The organism is Cryobacterium glaciale (genome assembly GCF_004402535.1).
GTDB classification, from domain to species: Bacteria; Actinomycetota; Actinomycetes; order Actinomycetales; family Microbacteriaceae; genus Cryobacterium; species Cryobacterium glaciale.
In genome coordinates, this window is the sequence record NZ_SOEY01000019.1 from 228847 (window position 1) to 246574 (window position 17728).

General features: G+C 66.0%; 16 protein-coding genes and 1 tRNA gene. 4 read left to right on the plus strand and 13 right to left on the minus strand.

Translation table 11 applies throughout. The features are described from left to right. Positions 1–2: 2 nt before the first annotated feature. The gene (locus E3O06_RS10330) at positions 3–857 is read right to left on the minus strand and encodes an L-threonylcarbamoyladenylate synthase (protein WP_134503290.1); all 855 of its coding nucleotides are present in this window, start codon (positions 855–857) and stop codon (positions 3–5) included. A 68-nt stretch (positions 858–925) separates the two neighbouring features. Further along, entirely contained in the window at positions 926–1810 is an 885-nt protein-coding gene (prmC, locus tag E3O06_RS10335; RefSeq protein WP_134503291.1) for a peptide chain release factor N(5)-glutamine methyltransferase, read from the minus strand. A 94-nt stretch (positions 1811–1904) separates the two neighbouring features. Here prmC and cysK point away from each other — a divergent pair, with 94 nt between their 5' ends. Both cysK and epsC read left to right on the plus strand, forming a co-directional pair. Continuing rightward, positions 1905–2840 (plus strand): cysteine synthase A, encoded by a 936-nt coding sequence (cysK, locus tag E3O06_RS10340; RefSeq protein ID WP_134503292.1) that lies wholly within the window; start codon positions 1905–1907, stop codon positions 2838–2840. 21 nt (positions 2841–2861) lie between these two features. After that, the gene (gene epsC / locus E3O06_RS10345; protein WP_134503293.1) at positions 2862–3449 is read left to right on the plus strand and encodes a serine O-acetyltransferase EpsC; all 588 of its coding nucleotides are present in this window, start codon (positions 2862–2864) and stop codon (positions 3447–3449) included. Positions 3450–3490: 41 nt separating this feature from the next. On the opposite strand, the gene prfA is transcribed toward epsC, so the two are convergent. The 8 genes from prfA to argS form a co-directional block, all read right to left on the minus strand. Next, complete coding sequence (gene prfA / locus E3O06_RS10350) at positions 3491–4570, minus strand: peptide chain release factor 1 (RefSeq protein ID WP_092109373.1); 1080 nt, start codon at positions 4568–4570, stop codon at positions 3491–3493. Then, complete coding sequence (rho, locus tag E3O06_RS10355) at positions 4570–6978, minus strand: transcription termination factor Rho (protein ID WP_134503294.1); 2409 nt, start codon at positions 6976–6978, stop codon at positions 4570–4572. The genes prfA and rho overlap by 1 nt, the downstream gene beginning before the upstream one ends. A 284-nt stretch (positions 6979–7262) precedes the next feature. Continuing rightward, positions 7263–8222 (minus strand): homoserine kinase, encoded by a 960-nt coding sequence (gene thrB / locus E3O06_RS10360; protein WP_134503295.1) that lies wholly within the window; start codon positions 8220–8222, stop codon positions 7263–7265. Then, the gene (gene thrC, locus E3O06_RS10365; RefSeq protein ID WP_134503296.1) at positions 8219–9346 is read right to left on the minus strand and encodes a threonine synthase; all 1128 of its coding nucleotides are present in this window, start codon (positions 9344–9346) and stop codon (positions 8219–8221) included. The genes thrB and thrC overlap by 4 nt, the downstream gene beginning before the upstream one ends. Next, a complete protein-coding gene (locus E3O06_RS10370; RefSeq protein ID WP_241980063.1) occupies positions 9346–10683 on the minus strand; it encodes a homoserine dehydrogenase in 1338 nt (445 codons plus the stop codon). The genes thrC and E3O06_RS10370 overlap by 1 nt, the downstream gene beginning before the upstream one ends. Next, positions 10680–12089 (minus strand): diaminopimelate decarboxylase, encoded by a 1410-nt coding sequence (gene lysA, locus E3O06_RS10375; protein WP_134503297.1) that lies wholly within the window; start codon positions 12087–12089, stop codon positions 10680–10682. Before lysA ends, E3O06_RS10370 begins: the two co-directional genes overlap by 4 nt. 136 nt (positions 12090–12225) lie before the next feature. After that, positions 12226–12987 carry an LmeA family phospholipid-binding protein gene (locus E3O06_RS10380; RefSeq protein WP_166788173.1) on the minus strand — a complete coding sequence of 254 codons (762 nt, stop codon included), beginning with the start codon at positions 12985–12987 and terminating at the stop codon, positions 12226–12228. Between the two features lie 17 nt (positions 12988–13004). Beyond that, positions 13005–14681 carry an arginine--tRNA ligase gene (argS, locus tag E3O06_RS10385; RefSeq protein WP_134503299.1) on the minus strand — a complete coding sequence of 559 codons (1677 nt, stop codon included), beginning with the start codon at positions 14679–14681 and terminating at the stop codon, positions 13005–13007. Positions 14682–14723: 42 nt separating this feature from the next. On the opposite strand from argS, the gene E3O06_RS10390 reads away from it, so the two are divergent. Next, positions 14724–15395 carry an iron ABC transporter ATP-binding protein gene (locus tag E3O06_RS10390; RefSeq protein WP_134503300.1) on the plus strand — a complete coding sequence of 224 codons (672 nt, stop codon included), beginning with the start codon at positions 14724–14726 and terminating at the stop codon, positions 15393–15395. A gap of 62 nt (positions 15396–15457) precedes the next feature. Then, positions 15458–15529: transfer RNA gene (locus E3O06_RS10395), tRNA-Arg, on the plus strand. A gap of 179 nt (positions 15530–15708) precedes the next feature. Here E3O06_RS10395 and E3O06_RS18425 read toward each other — a convergent pair. From E3O06_RS18425 to E3O06_RS10415, 3 genes are all read right to left on the minus strand, one after another. Further along, the gene (locus E3O06_RS18425) at positions 15709–15990 is read right to left on the minus strand and encodes an alpha/beta hydrolase (protein WP_134503301.1); all 282 of its coding nucleotides are present in this window, start codon (positions 15988–15990) and stop codon (positions 15709–15711) included. Continuing rightward, positions 15980–16279 (minus strand): hypothetical protein, encoded by a 300-nt coding sequence (locus tag E3O06_RS10405; protein WP_134503302.1) that lies wholly within the window; start codon positions 16277–16279, stop codon positions 15980–15982. The genes E3O06_RS18425 and E3O06_RS10405 overlap by 11 nt, the downstream gene beginning before the upstream one ends. A 772-nt stretch (positions 16280–17051) precedes the next feature. Then, entirely contained in the window at positions 17052–17519 is a 468-nt protein-coding gene (locus E3O06_RS10415) for a prevent-host-death protein (protein WP_134503303.1), read from the minus strand. Between the last annotated feature and the right edge of the window lie 209 nt (positions 17520–17728).

Here is a 17728-nt window from a genome sequence, read left to right on the forward strand (position 1 = left end):
GGCTACCGACCGGCATCCGTTTCGTTCCGGGTGTCTTCCTCGGCTTTGTCTTCCTCGGCGGCGTCTTCCTCGGCGGCGTCGTGGGACGGGGCGGCGATCGTGGGAGTCGCATCCGCTTCACTTGGTTCTGCCGGTACTCCGGGGATGGCCGGTGCGGCCGCGAGAACGTCACCGACGACCGCAGCGATCGCCTCTCGGGAGATGACGCCGCTGCGCACGATGTGCAGAAAACCGCCATTGGTGTCGAAGCCGGTGGCGTCGACGATCGTCGAGGAACCGTCGCCGGACTGGCCGAACACGCTCTCATAGGTACTGCCGGCGGTGCCGCCGTCGAGGTAGACCTCGACGCTCTCGCCGAGCGCCGCTTCGGCGGCCTGGGCGTCGCGGGTGGCGGGCATCCCGCTGAGGTTGGCGCTCGACACGGCGAGGGGGCCGGTTGCCGCAAGCAGGTCGAGCGCGATCTGATTGCTCGGCATGCGCAGCGCGACGGTGCCGCGGGTTTCACCGAGATCCCAGACCAGTGACGGCTGGGCATTGACGATGACGGTCAGTCCGCCCGGCCAGAACGCCGCGACGAGGTCGCGTACCGGCTGGGGGACGTCGACCGCGAGGGCGTCGAGGGTGGGGATTCCGGGAATGAGCACGGGCGGCGGGGACTGGCGACTGCGGCCTTTGGCGTCGAGGAGCAGCTGCACGGCCTCGGCGTTGAAGGCGTCAGCCGCGACGCCGTAGACCGTGTCGGTGGGGATGACGACGAGCGCCCCGCGGCCGATGGCCGTGCGCGCCAGTGATATGTGCGCTTGGTAGTCGGAGTGGCTCGTGTCCGACTCGCTCGTGCAATCGTAGATACGTGTCATTTCCGGTAATTCTAACCCAGCGCGGTTGTGAAGAACGGATGCGCGCGCGGGCGCCCGCAAAGGCACGTTCAGGGGTGCAGCGCTGTGGTGGCCCGATCACGGCTGGTGTAGTCGCGGTGCGTGGCCGCAGCCCGCCAGCCGTCAGTCGTCAGCAGCGCACGAATGTCGCCACCCTGCAACTCGCCGTGTTCGATCACGAGCACACCGCCCGGGCGCAGCAGGCGCAGGCCGGTGGCCGACACGCTGCGCACCACGTCGAGGCCGTCCGGGCCCCCGAAGAGTGCGTGGGCGGGGTCGAACAGGCGCACCTCGGGATCGCGCGGGATCGCATCCGCTGGAATGTACGGGGGGTTCGAGATGACGACGGCGACCGTGCCGTCGAGTTCCACGAAGGCGTCGACGAGGTCGCCGAAGGCGAGGGTGGCGTTGCCGGCGGCGACCTCTGCGAAGTTGCGGGTGGTCCAGGGGAAGGCTTCGGGCGAGTTCTCAATCGCGAAGATGCGCGCGTGCGGCACCTCGGTAGCCAGAGCGAGGGCGATTGCGCCGCTTCCGGTGCCGAGGTCGACGCCGATCGGCTCGGGATCGGGCATGGACCGGAGTGCGTCGATGGCGAACTGGGCGACCTGCTCGGTTTCCGGCCGGGGCACGAAGACGCCGGGCCCCACGTTCAGGGACAGGGAGCGGAACGGCGCACGTCCGGTGATGTGCTGGAGGGGTTCCCGTGTGCTCCGCCGTGCCAGCAGGGTGTCGATGGCGGCAGCATCCGCTTCGCTGATCGGTCGATTCAGGATGCTGCCCGCCTGCACTTCGCCGCGACTCTGGGCCAGCACGTGGCCGATCAGCAGGTCGGCGTCGACTTCGGGATCGGTTACGCCGGCGGCTGTGAGCAGGCTGATCGCGCGGTTTCGCAGGACGGTCACGGTGGAGGGCAGGGCAGCATCTGAAGAAGGCACGTAGTGAAATGTAACGCACCAACCCGTTATCGGCCGGGAGACCTAGGCTGGAGACGGCCCTGATATCGAAAATCACCGAACGAAAGTTGCTCACGTGCCTAAGATCTATTCCGACATCACCGAAGCCGTCGGTGGGACCCCCCTCGTCAAGCTGAACCGTTTGACCGAGGGCCTCGGCGCCACCGTGCTCGCGAAGCTCGAGTTCTACAACCCTTCCAGCAGCGTGAAGGACCGCATCGGCGTTGCCATCATCAATGCCGCCGAGAAGGACGGTTCGCTGAAGCCGGGTGGAACCATCGTCGAAGCCACCAGCGGCAACACGGGCATCGCCCTGGCCATGGTCGGCGCAGCCCGCGGCTACACGGTCATCCTGGCCATGCCGGAGACCATGAGCAAGGAACGTCGCGTCATGATGCGCGCCTACGGCGCCGAAATCGTGCTGACCGCCGGTGCCGACGGCATGCGCGGCGCCGTCGAGAAGGCCGCCGAGATCGTCGCGAACACGCCAGGTGCCGTATTGGCCAGCCAGTTCACCAACCCGGCCAACCCGGCCATCCACCGCGCCACGACCGGCGTGGAGATCTGGAACGACACCGACGGATCCGTCGACATCCTCGTCGCTGGCATCGGCACCGGCGGCACCATTTCCGGCGCCGGCGGATACCTCAAGGAACAGAAGCCGGGCCTCAAGGTCGTCGGCGTCGAGCCGATCGACTCCCCCATCCTCACCGGCGGCAAGCCCGGCCCGCACAAGATCCAGGGCCTCGGTGCGAACTTCGTGCCCGAGACGCTGGACCGCCAGGTCTACGACTCCATCACCGATGTGACCCTGGCCGACTCGCTCGCCACGGCCCGCTCACTCGGCACCGACGAGGGAATTCTCGGCGGCATCTCCGGCGGCGCCGCCGTCTGGGCGGCGCTCGAGCAGGCGAAACTGCCCGAGAACGCCGGCAAGACCATCGTCGTCATCGTTCCCGGCTTCGGTGAACGATACATTTCGACCGTGCTGTACGAAGACCTGCTGGACTAAGAGAACGTAGTCTGCCCCTACATGAATCCCTTCCTGCGCCTTCGCGAAGACATCGCGGCTGCGCGCATCCACGACCCGGCCGCACGCAGCAACACCGAGGTCTTCCTGGCCTACAGCGGGTTACATGCGGTCTGGTCGTACCGGGTTGCCAATCGCCTGTGGCGTGCCGGGCTGCACCTGCCTGCCCGCCTGCTGTCGCAGGTGACCCGGTTTCTCACCGGGATTGAGATCCACCCGGGGGCGACGATCGGGCGCCGGCTGTTCATCGATCACGGCATGGGCGTCGTGATCGGTGAGACGGCCGTGCTCGGCGACGATGTGATGCTATACCACGCGGTGACGCTGGGTGGCAAGAGCCGTCACGGGCATGCGCGGGGGGTGCGGCGGCATCCGTTTCTTGATGACGGAGTGACGGTAGGGGCCGGCGCCAAGGTGCTCGGCCCGATCACTATCGGGGCCTGGAGCACGATCGGCTCGAATGCCGTCGTGACCAAGGACGCCCCGCCGCGGTCGTTGCTCGTGGGTGTGCCGGCGACGGTTCGCCCGCAAACTCCGGAGACGGTGGAGTCCGCGCGCGGCGGCACTCTCGACCCCGAGTACTACCTCTAGAAATACGACCGGGCCCGGGCCCGGTTCAGTTAATGCGGGTGCTACTCGGGGTCACCGAGCTCGGCCAGACGGGTTTCCTCGTCGGCGTGGATGCAGGAGTCGATGACGGGGCCGAGGGCTCCGTTCATGACGGCGTCGAGGTTGTAGGCCTTGTAACCGGTGCGGTGATCGGCGATGCGGTTCTCCGGGAAGTTGTACGTGCGGATGCGCTCCGAACGATCCATGGTGCGAATCTGACCCTTGCGCACCAGCGAAGCGGCCGCATCGATCTCTTCCTGCTGGCGGGCCAGGACCCGGGCACGCAGCACGCGCATACCGGCTTCCTTGTTCTGCAGCTGGGACTTCTCGTTCTGCATCGCGACCACGATTCCGGTGGGAAGGTGGGTGATGCGCACGGCGGAGTCGGTCGTGTTCACCGACTGGCCACCGGGACCGCTCGAGCGGTAGACGTCGATCTTGAGATCGTTCGGGTGCAGCTCAACCTCTTCGGGCTCGTCGACCTCGGGGAAGACGAGCACGCCGGCCGCGGACGTGTGGATGCGTCCCTGCGATTCGGTCGCCGGCACTCGCTGCACGCGGTGCACGCCACCCTCATACTTCAGATGCGCCCACACGCCCTCGGCCGGGTCGCTCGAATTGCCCTTGATCGCGAGCTGGATGTCCTTGATGCCGCCGAGGTCGCTCGAGGTCTGCTCGATGATCTCGGTCTTCCAGCGATTCGACTCGGCGTAGTGCAGGTACATGCGCAGCAGATCGGCGGCGAACAGTGCCGACTCGGCACCGCCCTCCCCCATCTTGATCTCCATGATCACGTCGCGGGCGTCGAGTTCGTCACGAGGAATCAGCAGGCGTCGCAGCTTCTCGGCTGTGACATCGAGCTGTTCCACGAGATCCGGGATCTCTTCGGCGAAGGCGGCATCTTCGTCGGCGAGTTCACGAGCGGCCTCGAGGTTGTCGTCAACCTCTTTCCACTCGTGGTACGCCGCGATGATGCGACTCAGCTCGGCATAGCGCCGGTTGACCTTCTTCGAACGGGCCGGATTCGCGTGCAGCTCCGGATCCGCCAACTGCGACTGCAGGTCGTCGTGCTCGGCCAGCAGCGTGAGGACGGATTCGAACATTACTTGTCCTTGTCTGACCCGTTCAGGGTCGGCATCGACTTCTGAACCTGCATGAGGAATTCAACGTTCGACGACGTCTCCTTGAGACGGCCGAGGATGAGTTCGAGGGCCTGCTGCTGCTCGAGCCCGGCGAGGGCGCGGCGCAGCTTCCAGGTGACCTTGACCTCATCGGCGCTCATCAGCATTTCTTCGCGGCGGGTGCCCGATGCGTTCACGTCAACGGCGGGGAAGATGCGCTTGTCGGCCAGCTGGCGCGACAGGCGCAGTTCCATGTTGCCTGTTCCCTTGAACTCCTCGAAGATGACCTCGTCCATTTTGGAGCCGGTCTCCACGAGCGCGGAGGCGAGGATGGTGAGTGAACCACCGTTCTCGATGTTGCGTGCCGCTCCGAAGAAACGCTTCGGCGGATACAGAGCGGATGCGTCGACGCCGCCCGAGAGGATACGGCCGGAGGCCGGGGCAACGAGGTTGTAGGCCCGACCGAGGCGAGTGATCGAGTCGAGCAGCACGACGACGTCGTGGCCCAGTTCGACCAGACGCTTCGCGCGCTCGATGGCGAGCTCGGCGACAACGGTGTGGTCTTCGGCCGGACGGTCGAAGGTGGAGGCGATGACCTCACCCTTAACCGTGCGCTGCATGTCGGTGACTTCCTCGGGTCGCTCATCGACCAAAACGACCATGAGGTGGACCTCGGGGTTGTTGGTAGCGATAGCGTTCGCGATCTGCTGCATGACGATGGTCTTGCCGGCCTTGGGCGGTGCCACGATCAGTCCGCGCTGGCCCTTGCCGATCGGGGCGACGAGGTCGATGATGCGCTGCGTGAGCTTGCCCGGCTCGGTTTCGAGGCGCAGGCGTTCCGTCGGGTACAGCGGGGTCAGCTTGTGGAAGTCAACACGGGTCGCGGCTTCCTCAACGGTCTGGCCGTTGATCGAGTCGACCTTGACGATGGCGTTGTACTTCTGACGCCCGGACTGGTCACCCTCGTGCGGCTGGCGGATGGAGCCGACAACGGCGTCACCCTTGCGCAGGTTGTACTTCTTGACCTGACCGAGCGAGACGTAAACGTCGCTCGCACCGGGCAGGTAGCCGGAAGTGCGCACGAACGCGTAGTTGTCGAGCACGTCGAGGATACCGGCGACGGGAATGAGAACGTCGTCGTCGTTGACCTCGGGTTCGAAGTCATCGCCCTGGTTCGGGCCGCGGCGCTTGCGGTCACGGTACCGGTTGCGGTTGCCGCGGCCGTTCAGGTCATCGTCGAGCCGATCGGGACCCTGGTTGCGGTCCTGGTTACGGTCTGGTCCGCGGTCGTTCTGACCCTGGCCACGGTCCTGGCCGCGATCGTTCTGGCCCTGGTTGCGGTCGGCCTGAGCCTGAGCACGCTCCTGGTTGCGTTCCTGGTTGCGTTCGTTGCGAGCCTGGCGCTGGCTTTGCGCCCGCGTCATACCCTCATCGTTGCGGTCGTTCTGGCCGCGCTCATTCTGGCCGCGGTCATTCTGATTGGCCTGGCGTTCGACGGCCGGGGCGTTCTCGCTCTGGTTGCGATCGGCGCCCTGCGCACGGTCACCACCGCGGCTGCGGCTGCGGCTGCGTCCCTGACGGGGTGCACCAGAGTCGTTCGCGTCGTCGGTTGCGGCGTCGGCACTGTCGGCCACTGCTTCTGGTGCATCGGCAACTGCGACCTCGACGGCCACGCCGTCAGGCGCCGAAGATTCTGCGGGCGCGGCGGCGGTGCGCTGCGACGAAGCACGACGGGACGGACGGCGGGCAGGAGGTGCGTCCTCAGTGGCCAGGTCGACCGGCGCAACGACCGGCGCGTCAGCAGACTCGGCGACCACGGCGGCCGCTTCGTCGAGCTGCACCGGTGCAACCTGCACGCGCTTGCGCGCCTGGCGAACCGGCTTGTCGGCATCCGTCGTCGCAGCGTCGGGTGCGGTGTCGGTCGTGGTGCTTTCGATAGCGGATGCCGCGCCGCGGGCGTTGCGCGCGATTCGGGAACCGGCGGCCGGAGCGTCGGGCAGAATGATGCCGAATCCGGTGCTGGCGTCGGCATTGACGTGGGACTTGGCGGGAGCGGCGGTGCTGGTGCTGGCACGACGCGGTGCACGCTTACGGGGAGCGGTGTCGATCGCCTCAGCGAGGCTCTCGATGGGTGCGGCCTCGACCGGCGCAGTCTCAGCTACCGGACCAGACTCAGCAACCGGAGCAGACTCAGCAACGGGCGCCTCAACCGGAGCAGCGGTGCTGGTGCCGGCCTGAGCCGTTTCAATTGCGTCCACGAGTTCTCCTTTACGAAGTTTGGAAGCGCCGGGGATTTTCAGTTCGAGGGCCAGAGCCTGCAGCTCGGACACGCGAAGGGTACTCAGGCGGGGAAGATCCGAGCCAGTGGCGCGGAGTTTGACATCAGTCACGAAGGGGGTTCCTTTCCCCTGCCGAACAGAAATTCAGGCCAGGAGAGATGTATGCAGCGACGAACGCGCTGCGGGTGATCCAATCCGAGAAATGGAGGGGATTGGTGTAAACACACACAGCCACGCACGAATCGCAATAGCAGTGAGGTACAGGGAATGCACCGGAGAAGATGTTGCCGTGGGCGGTCTCTATCGGGTGCACATCAACCATAGCACCCCACAAACAGTGGGGCCGCCAGTCCGGCCGACCCGCGCGCGGCAGGTCGGCCCGATCGGGGCGCTCGTTAGGCGGCGCTCTCCCCAACAGTGTCCGCGGTGAGCGGATGCACGGTGGCACCCTGCATGTCAACGGCAAGCATCAGGGCCCGCCACGGGGTGTCGGATTGGCTCGCGACCAGTTCGGCAGCGACCAGGCGCTGGCCCGGGTCGCTCGCCAACACGAGAATGGACGGCCCGGCACCGGACACGACGGCCGCAAATCCGGCGGCGCGCAGCAGGGTGATGAGCTTGTTCGTCTCCGGCATCGCGGCGGCACGGTAGCTCTGGTGCAGCTTGTCTTCGGTCGCGGCGAGCAGCAGCTCCGGGCTCTGGATGAGCGCGGCGATCAGCAACGCAGACCGGGACACGTTGAAGACGGCGTCTTCGTGCGGCACCGAGGCCGGCTGCAGGCTGCGCGCGAGCGCGGTGGACATCTCCTGCTCGGGTACGAATACGAGCGGCTTGACGCCACGGTGCACCATGAGCTTTTTGTGACGCGGACCCTCCGGAGTGGTCCAGGCAATGGTCAGGCCGCCGAACAGGGCGGGGGCGACGTTGTCGGGGTGGCCTTCCATCTCGGTGGCGAGAACGAGGAGCATCTCAGCGTCGATGTCGACGACGCCCTCGAGCAGCCCCTTGGCCGCCATGATGCCCGACACGATGGCCGCGCCGGACGACCCAAGACCACGCCCATGCGGAATCACGTTGTGCGCAATAATGTCGAGCCCGGGCATGGGCTGGCCCACGGCCTTGAAGGTGTGGATGATGGCCCGCACGACCAGGTTGCTCTCGTCGGTGGGCACCAGGCCGGCACCGACGCCGTGCACCTCGACGAACACGCCGGGAGCGCTCCGCACGGTCACGTCGAGCTGGTCGTACTTGGCCAGCGCGAGACCGAGGGTGTCAAAGCCGGGGCCAAGGTTGGCCGTCGTGGCCGGCACCTGCACCGACACTGCTCGGCCGATCAGCGATACGGAACTGGTCATGCCTTGGCCAGGCCGAGCACGCTGGCGATTTCAGCGGTGTCCACCGGAACGATGGTGGGCACGACGTCCGAGCCGTCGGCGGTGCGCAACGCCCACTGCGGATCTTTCAAACCGTGCCCGGTGACCGTGATGACCACGGTCGAGCCCTTCGGAATGAACCCGGCTTCGGCCCGCTCGAGCAGGCCGGCGACGCCGATGGCGGATGCCGGTTCCACGAAAATGCCGACCTCGGCCGAGAGGATGCGGTGCGCTTCGAGAATCTTCGCGTCGGTGATGGCACCGAAGTAGCCGTCGCTCTGCTCGCGCGCATTCAATGCAAGGTCCCACGACGCCGGGTTCCCGATGCGGATGGCGCTCGCGATGGTGTCCGGGTGGTCCACCCGATGGCCGAGCACGATCGGGGCGCTGCCGGAGGCCTGGAAGCCGAACATGCGCGGCAGCTTCGTGGTGGCGCCGCGAGCGACCTCTTCGCTGTAACCGCGAAAGTAGGCGGTGTAGTTGCCTGCATTGCCGACCGGGACGAACTGAAAGTCGGGGGCGTCGCCGAGTACTTCGACGACCTCGAAAGCGGCGGTCTTCTGGCCCTCGATGCGGTCAGGGTTGACCGAGTTGACCAGGTGCACCGGGTAGTTGGTGGCGAGGTCGCGAGCGATGTCGAGGCAGTCGTCGAAGTTGCCCTGCACCTGCAGCAGGTGTGCGTTGTGTGCGACGGCCTGGCTGAGCTTGCCCATGGCGATCTTGCCCTCGGGCACGAGCACCGCGGCGGTGATGCCGGCGTGGGTGGCGTAGGCGGCAGCGGACGCACTGGTGTTGCCGGTCGAGGCGCAGATGACGGCTTTCGCGCCGTCTTCCATCGCTTTGGAGATGGCCATGGTCATGCCGCGGTCCTTGAACGAACCGGTCGGGTTCATGCCCTCGAATTTGATCCAGACTTTGGCCCCGGTGCGTGCGGAGAGCGCGGCGGCCGGAATGAGCGGTGTTCCGCCTTCACCCAGGGTGATGATCGGGGTCGCGGCCGAGATGTTGAGTCGGTCGGAGTATTCGTTCAGCACCCCGCGCCACTGGCGGCTGACAATCGCGCCGGGTGTGGTCAGGTTGGTACTGGTCTCGCTTGGGCTAAACATCAGGCTCCTTCAACTCTCAAAACGGATGCGACTTCGCTGACGACACTGTTGGTGGCCAGGTCCTGCACGGTGGCGGCGAGTGCGGCCTCCGTTGCGTCATGGGTCCCGATTACTAGGGTAGCCGTGGCCGAGCGGGCTGCGCGACTCTTCGTGGCCATCACGGCCGGCGTCATGGACTGTTCAACGAGCGCCAGCGAGACCTTGCGCTTGCTGAACACGCTCGCGATGGTCGCGAGCACGCCGGGTTCGTCGGTGACCTCGAGGGTCACCGCGTAGCGGGTGGTGACCCGGCCGATGTCGAAGACCGGCAGCGCGGCGTAGCTGGACGCGGCCACCCCCGGGCCGCCAGCGACGTGGCGCCTCGCTATCGAGACCACGTCGCCGAGCACGGCCGAAGCGGTCTCCACTCCCCCGGCGCCGGCGCCGTAGAACATGAGGCTGCCGGCGGATTCCGCCTCGACGAAAACAGCATTGTTGGCCCCGTGCACCGCGGCGAGCGGATGGCTGCGCGGCACCATCGCCGGGTAGACCCGCGCCGACACTCCGAGGACGCCGTTCTCGTCGCTGACCCGTTCGCAAATGGCGAGCAGCTTCACGACGTAACCGGCCTTGCGGGCCGATTCAATCTGAGCCGGCGTGATCGACTCGATGCCCTCGCGATAAACGGATGCCAGCGGCACCGTCGTGTGAAACGCCAGACTCGCCAGAATGGCCGCCTTCTGCGCGGCGTCGTAACCCCCGATGTCGGCGGTCGGATCGGCCTCCGCGTAGCCGAGCGCGGTGGCCTCGGCCAGCGCGTCCTCAAGACTGGACCCTTCGGTATCCATCCGGTCGAGGATGAAGTTCGTGGTGCCGTTGACGATGCCGAGGATGCGCTTGACCTGGTCCCCGGCGAGGCTCTCCCGCAGCGGACGCACGATGGGAATGGCCCCGGCGACCGCGGCCTCGTAGTTGATCTGGGCGCCGACCTGGTTCGCGGCCGCGAACAGCTCGGGTCCGTGGAGGGCGAGCAGCGCCTTGTTGGCGGTGACGACATCCGCTCCACTGTTGATCGCCAGCAGAATGTGGCTGCGGGCCGGCTCGATGCCGCCCATCAGTTCGATGACGATGTCAGCGCCGAGAATGAGTTCCTCCGCGTTGGTCGTGAACAGTTTACGCGGCAGGTCGACGGTGCGTTCGGCGTTCACGTCGCGCACGGCGATGCCGACCAGTTCGAGGGTGGCTCCGACCCGGTTGGCGAGTTCCGGGCCCTGTTCGAGCAGCAGCCGGGCCACCTGGGCACCGACTGATCCACCGCCGAGGAGGGCGACGCGCAGATTGCGGTATTCGATCTTCAAGATTCTCCTTCAGTGGGCGACTGCGCCCCGGTGTCCCGCGCGAGCAGGTCGGCAATCGTTTCGCCGCGCACGAGCACGCGTGCCAAGCCGTCGACGACAGCGACGACGGGTGCGCGGCCCTGGTAGTTGTAGTTGTTGGAGAGCGCCCAGCAGTAGGCGCCGGTGGCGGGCACGGCGAGGAGGTCGCCGGGGGTCACGTCGCCGGGCAGGTAGTCGGAGTCGACGACGATGTCGCCGCTCTCACAGTGCTTGCCGGCAATACGCACGAGCACGGGCGCTGCGGTCGACGCGCGATCGGCGAGACGCACGGCATAGTCGGCGCCATACAGGGCCGGACGCACATTGTCGCTCATGCCGCCATCGACGCTGACGTAGAGCCGCGGGGTGCCGGAGACGTCGACGGCCTTGGTGGTGCCGACGCGGTACAGGCTCACGCCGGCGCGACCGATGATGACGCGGCCGGGTTCGAACGCGACGACCGGAAGCGGAATATTCAGTCGCGTGCACTCGGCGGCGACGATGTCGGCCAGGGCCACGGCGAGCTCGCGAATCGGGGTGGGTTCGTCGGCACTCGTATAGGCGATACCGAATCCGCCGCCGAGATTGAGTTCGGGTACCGGCCCATTCACAAGCAGGGCCGCGTGCACATCGAGCAGCCGGGCGGCCGACTCGGCGAATCCGTCGGCACCGAAGATCTGCGAGCCGATGTGGCAGTGCAACCCGACGAAGTTCAGCGCGGGCTCGGCACGAATGAGCCCGACCAGCCTCGGCGCATCGGTAAGCACGATGCCGAATTTCTGGTCCTCGTGGGAGGTGGCCAGAAATTCGTGGGTGTGGGCGTGCACGCCGCTGTTCACGCGCAGGCGCACGTTCTGCACCCGGTTATTGCGGGCGGCGGCTGCGGCGACGCGGCCGATCTCGACTTCGCTGTCGATCACGATCGTGCCGACACCGACCCGGGTGGCTTCATCGAGTTCGGCCAGGGACTTGTTGTTGCCGTGAAAACCGAGCCGCTCCGGGTCGGCTCCACCGGCCAGCGCGACGGCGAGTTCGCCGCCGCTGCACACGTCGATGTTCAGTCCGGCGGCGATCATCCAGCGCACGACCTCGGTGGAGAGAAAGGCCTTGCCGGCGTAGTACACCTTGGCTCTCGTGCCGATGCGGGCGAACTCGGCCTGGAACACGGCGAGCAGGTCGGCGGCGCTGGCGCGGGCATCCGCTTCGTCGATGACGTAGAGGGGCGTGCCGAATTCGGCAGCGAGGTCGGCGGCGTTCACTCCGCCGATCACGAGGGCGCCGGTGCTGGTGCGGGAGGCCGAGGTGGGCCAGAGTCCCGGCGCGAGCGCGTTGGCGTCGGCGGGCAGGCGCAGCCAGTCGGGCGCGAGCGGGTTTGGTGCAGCTGTCACGGGAAGTACCTCACGAGAGTCGAAGGGGAATCTCAGCGAGCGAACCCGGATTGGTCCCTGAAGCCGGAAAGTGGGCAGCCCGAGCGAATGGGCCTGCCTACGGCGTATTCTACCGTCGCGAGTGGCGAGGTTCGAATCAGCCGGAGCAGCTGCCGAGGGTGGTCAGCGACTGCGCGGTGAGCCGTAAACTGCTCGACTCCAGCGTAACGCGTGCTCGCTCAGGCGAAATGTCAACGCCGCTCAGCTCGACGCCTTCGGGCAGGTAGCCGGCCACGCAAACCCCGATCGGGGCCTGCTGCAGGATGAGGTTGACGAGGGGTGTCGCGTCGATGTCACCGACCCCGCTCGTCACGGCGGCCTCGGTCGGGGTGAAGTTCAGCGTGTTCCCGGCGGCGCTGGCCGTGGCCGTGGCGCTGTAGCCGACATTGAACTCGAACAGTTTGACCGTGCCGGTATAGGTGACGACGCCGTCGCCGAGGGCCATCACGGCATCGGCGGGCGCGGTGCCGGAGGCCAGCACGAGCTGGGTGAGCGCGGCTTGATCGAGGTCGAGGGTGGCGGTGAGCGAGCCGATGGCCTTGGCGCTGTTGGTCGACACGTCGCGGGCAATGACGTGAACGGATGCCGGCACACCGTCGACCGTCAGGTTCGGCGCGGTCAGCTCAACCTGGTCGAAGTTTCCGGCGATGAACTGGGCGATGACGGAGGTGCCGCCGATGGTGACGTCGATGTCGCCGGTCACGGAAGCAGGCATCCGGTTGCTGATTTCGGATTCAGCCCGATCCTCGGCGAACGCGCGCAGACCGCTGTCGACCAGAAAATAGGCGACGACGAGCAGAATGGCGAGCACGCCCACGATGATGAGTGGAACGAGGCCGCGCCGTTTGGTTCTGGCCACTGTTTCATTCACGGCGGCTACATGCGCTCCGGGGCGGTGACGCCGAGCAGGCCGAGGCCGTTGCGGATCACCTGGCTGGTGGCGTCGTTGAGCCACAGGCGGGTGCGGTGCAGGTCGGTGACCGGTTCTTCGCCGAGCGGAATGACCCGGCAGTTGTCGTACCAGCGGTGGTAGTAGCCGGCGACCTCTTCGATGTAGCGGGCCACGCGGTGCGGCTCCCGCAGTTCGGCGGCTTGGGCGACAACGCGAGGAAATTCCTGCAGCACGCCGAGCAGCGCGGATTCGCTGTCGTGCACGAGCAGTTCGGGGGCGAACACCGTGCGTTCGACGCCGCTCGCTGCCGCATTGCGGGCGACCGAGCAGGTGCGGGCGTGGGCGTACTGCACGTAGAAGACGGGGTTGTCGTTGGTGCGTTTGCCGAGCAGGTCGAGGTCGATATCAAGCTGCGAGTCGCTGTTCGAGCGCACCAGGGCGTAGCGACCGGCGTCGACACCGACCGCGTCGACGAGGTCGTCGAGGGTGACGATGGTGCCGGCGCGCTTCGACATGCGCACCGGTTCGCCGTCTTTGAGCAGGTTGACCATCTGGCCGATCAGAATCTGCAGGTTCACGCCGGGTTCGTCGCCGAAGGCAGACACCATCGCCATCATGCGGCCGACATAGCCGTGGTGGTCGGCGCCGAGCATGATCAGGCACTGGTCGAATCCGCGCTCGCGCTTGTCGAGGTAGTAGCCGAGGTCACCCGAGATGTACGCCGGTTCCCCGTTCGAGCGAATGATCACCCGGTCACGATCGTCGCCGAAGGTGGTGGTGCGCAGCCAGATGGCGCCATCCGCTTCGAAGATGTGGCCCTGTTCGCGCAGGCGCGCGATGGCGCGGTTGACTGCGCCGGATTCGTGCAGCGAATCTTCGTGAAAATACACGTCGAAGTCAACGCCGAAGCCGTGCAGTTTGTCTTTGATCTCGGTGAACATGAGGTCGACGCCGATGGAGCGGAACACCTCCTGCTGCTCGTCCCTGGGCAGGGCGGCGACGTCACCGTCGTACTTCGCGAGCACGTTCGCGGCGATGTCGCCGATGTACGCTCCGCCGTAGCCGTCTTCGGGGGTGGGCTCGCCGAGGTAGCTGGCGAGCACGCTGCGGGCGAAGCGGTCGATCTGTGAGCCGTGGTCGTTGAAGTAGTACTCGCGGGTGACGTCGGCGCCCTCGGCCTGCAGCACGCGGGCCAGGCTGTCGCCGACTGCGGCCCAGCGCACGCCGCCCATGTGGATCGGGCCGGTGGGGTTGGCCGAGACGAATTCGAGGTTGATCTTGAGGCCGTCATAGAGGTGGCCGGTGCCGTACACGGCCCCCTGGTCGACGATGGTCCTGGCGAGCGCGCCTGCAGCCGCCGCTTCGAGGCGGATGTTGATGAAGCCAGGGCCGGCGATTTCAACGGATGCGACCTCCGCCAGCTGTTCGAGACCAGCGGCCAGTTCCGCCGCGATTTCACGGGGGTTGGCGCCGAGCGGTTTGGCGATCTTCAGCGCTATGCTCGAGGCCCAGTCGCCGTGGTCGCGGTTGCGCGGGCGTTCGACGGCGACGTCGGCGAGGGTGAGTCCGAGGTCTACCCTTGCCGTGTCCGCCTCGCGTCGGCGTTCACTGACGTCCTGAATGAGGTTGAAAAGGGACTGGGAGAGTTCGGCAGGAGTCACTGGTCAATCGTACCGGCCCCCTCCTGTTGGTAAGGTCAACGCGTGACTGATACACGCGTCTACCCCTCTTCTACTCGTACCACGGTTCGTTCTGCCGCTCAGTCTGCGCGGCGACGAGCCGGCCTGGTGCTCGCCGGCGGCGCACTGTTCGCCCTCGTTCTGACCGGCTGCAGCACCGGCGACGAGCCGACGCCGACGGATTCCGCGGCCGCGACGAGCGGGGCATCCGCTGACCCGACCGAGAGCGCGCAGCCGACGTCATCGCCGACGCCGGAAGCGACCGGTTCACCGATCGCGCAGACCTGCGGTGACCTTCTCACCCTGCAGGACGTCTATGACTTCAACTCGAACTACGGCACCGCGCCCGACTATTCGCCCAGTGCTGACAGCCTGGCCGAGACCGCAGCGACCTACAACGGCCTGACCTGCGGCTATTCGAATCAGTCCAGCGGCGAGCTCATCGAACTCTCACTCGTGGCCCCCAACGCCGTGCTGATGACCACGCTCAAGCAGCAAGCGGATGCCGACAGCCAGGCCGTGCCGACCTACGGCACTCCGCCGACCGTCGACGGATTCTTCACCTACGCCGGCGGCAGCGGCCAGGCCCAGGTCTTCACCGGAACCTATTGGGTGACCCTGAGCTCGCCCGCGTTCTACAACGAGCCCGGCGCTGCCGAAGGCCTCATGTCGGCGGTACTCGGGCATTTGGGCTAGCCGGCACCTCGGCTGGCAGGTTCTTGGTGAGTGAGTCATGATGCTAACCTTGAACTACCCTGGCCCCCATAGCTCAGGGGATAGAGCACTGCCCTCCGGAGGCAGGGGCGGCAGTTCGAATCTGCCTGGGGGCACACCATTCACACCGCAGAAATTTCTGATCAGAGGAATTTCCAGGGCCATACTGGGGCGGACATCTCGGTCTCGCGAGCGTCTTGTGCCCACGCGTGCCCACAATTGATTCGTGTCCGTCCACTCATTATGGGTAAAACTTCCAGCCCAGACGCCCTGATATTTGAAAAATCGAATTGAGCTACTTTCGGAGGGTCCACTCGGCGATCAACGCAACGGCCTTCGAGAATGCGTCGTTGTCGGGTCTGTTCAGAAATGCGTGCCGAGTGCCCTGAAGGACGTGGCGCTGGACGTCCACGCCGTAGCTGGAGAGTTCTGATACGAATGCGTCACCGGACGCTCGCATGTTGTCCCTCTCTGCGTTGATTGAGAGGGTTCTCGGAAACTTTTGAAGGTCGTGGCCACCAGGGAAGGCGAGCCTGTTGGCAAGTTTGGCTTGTGAACCGGCATAGTTACGGTTCATCGCGTTCAACGCCCAGACAGAGTGAGAGCATCGACACTCGTCTTGGTGTCATCCACGTCTGACTACGTCGGGCCGCGAAAACAAAAACAGTCACCGCTAAACCACCCCAGAATGCCGCCCACAACGTCACGCCGACTATTGCCGCCGATGGAGTGAACTGATCGACCTCTATCATCCGCGAGCAGATAGCGTCGAAACTCAGCGCCGGCACTTTCGCCTGCGGGTTCCACACAAGGAGATCGACCGCACCAATCACGATCACCACGCCAACCGCAGCAACACCGAACAAAGCGGTTGGGATCCTCTTCGAACGGCTGGCTACACGCCGTTCGAGTGAGAACGGGGACGGCAAGGGCGATTGTTATGGGGCCCGTCACTGCAGCCGCCGTGGCAATTCTGGCAAGGGTTGATCTGGCCATGATCGCAGCGCGGCCGAAGTACAGCACGCCGACCAAGACCGCCAGCATCGCAAGGCGAAGGCTGATCCACGCAACTGCGCTGAGCGTGTCGAGCGCCCGTGGGGAGGTGTTGGGCCTTTCGGGCACGATTCCACCGTTAGTGAGCCACGCCCCGGCAAGAACAACCGCCGCAGCAGCGAAGAGACCGAGCCCGCGGCGCGCGAGTCGGCGCGGCACTGCGCCGCGAGGCTCATTAGTGTTCGCTGGCAGATCGCGGTCAATCGTCAAGGTAAGCGCTGCGGCTCCGCGAGCGATGTCGCGCCGCCGGAGGCCGGCTTCTGCCGCGGCCAATGAGTCTGCGCGCCATTCCTCCAGATAGCGGGCGCGGACTGCGCAGGGCAGCATCTGCGCAAGGACATGAAGGAACACATCGCTGTTCATGCGACGGTTCCAGTCGCGATCGCATTCGGGGCAACGACGACCCGAGCCATCCTGGCCTGACTCCGCGTTGCGACCGCGGCCACCACTTCCCTCGCGGCTGATGTTCCGTCCGAAGTCAGCTCATATAGGCGTCGCCGCGGGCCAGTCCGTTCGGAATCGTCCTCCCACTCGCGTACTCGGTCTTCTTCGTGGGCCTGGCGACCAGGTCGTCTTTCGCCACCGTCAGGGACGCTCAACCAGTTCAGCGTCCTCGAGCCACTCGAGACTCTCGACCGGGTAGCTCGCCAGCCCAGCAGCGAGCGCGGTCGCGGTCTCGCGCCAAGAGGTGAGCTCGGCGATGGCGAGGTGCGCCTGGCCTGTAGCGAAAGACGCTCGAGCAGCGTTGACGAGATCTTTCGCGCACTGTGCCTGATCCCCCGGCGACAGCGCCAGCATCCACGGGAACCGGTCAGCCATTCTCGATGAGAGCGTGCCCTCGTCATCGAGCGTGACCGTGATGAGGTCTGCTGCGAATTGCAGAAGTAGAGCCCGAGCGTCGGCCTCGCGCTGCGACATCAGCACCAGCGGCTCACCGTCGCGGCGCGTGATCTGGACAGTGTGATCCTCAGCCTCGGCGAACACGTCGGCCGAGTGCTTGCTCAGGTCTGATGATCGCCGAGTCGTGGCACGAAGGTCGTTGATCAGAGTCATGTGATCATCGTATTCGGAATGCATTCGGAAGTCCAGACACTACCGGCGCTGCGTATCCGTCATGATCGCTCTGGACCAGCCACAGTCATCCAGCGACAGTGACCGCTGATAGGACATTGATACCCATGACGAAGTCATGAGCGGAATCTCTGATCGAGGAAGGATCGACTGTCGTCACCTGCGGCACGGGCCCATTTCTTGCCCACAAT

Excerpts from the sequence above, each read along its gene's own strand:
- thrC (WP_134503296.1), bottom strand. The coding sequence starts at position 9,346 with ATGTTTAGCCCAAGCGAGACCAGTACCAACCTGACCACACCCGGCGCG.
- E3O06_RS10415 (WP_134503303.1), bottom strand. The coding sequence starts at position 17,519 with ATGACTCTGATCAACGACCTTCGTGCCACGACTCGGCGATCATCAGAC.
- prfA (WP_092109373.1), bottom strand. The coding sequence starts at position 4,570 with ATGTTCGAATCCGTCCTCACGCTGCTGGCCGAGCACGACGACCTGCAG.
- thrB (WP_134503295.1), bottom strand. The coding sequence starts at position 8,222 with ATGACCAGTTCCGTATCGCTGATCGGCCGAGCAGTGTCGGTGCAGGTG.
- epsC (WP_134503293.1), top strand. The coding sequence starts at position 2,862 with ATGAATCCCTTCCTGCGCCTTCGCGAAGACATCGCGGCTGCGCGCATC.
- E3O06_RS10330 (WP_134503290.1), bottom strand. The coding sequence starts at position 857 with ATGACACGTATCTACGATTGCACGAGCGAGTCGGACACGAGCCACTCC.
- E3O06_RS18425 (WP_134503301.1), bottom strand. The coding sequence starts at position 15,990 with ATGAACCGTAACTATGCCGGTTCACAAGCCAAACTTGCCAACAGGCTC.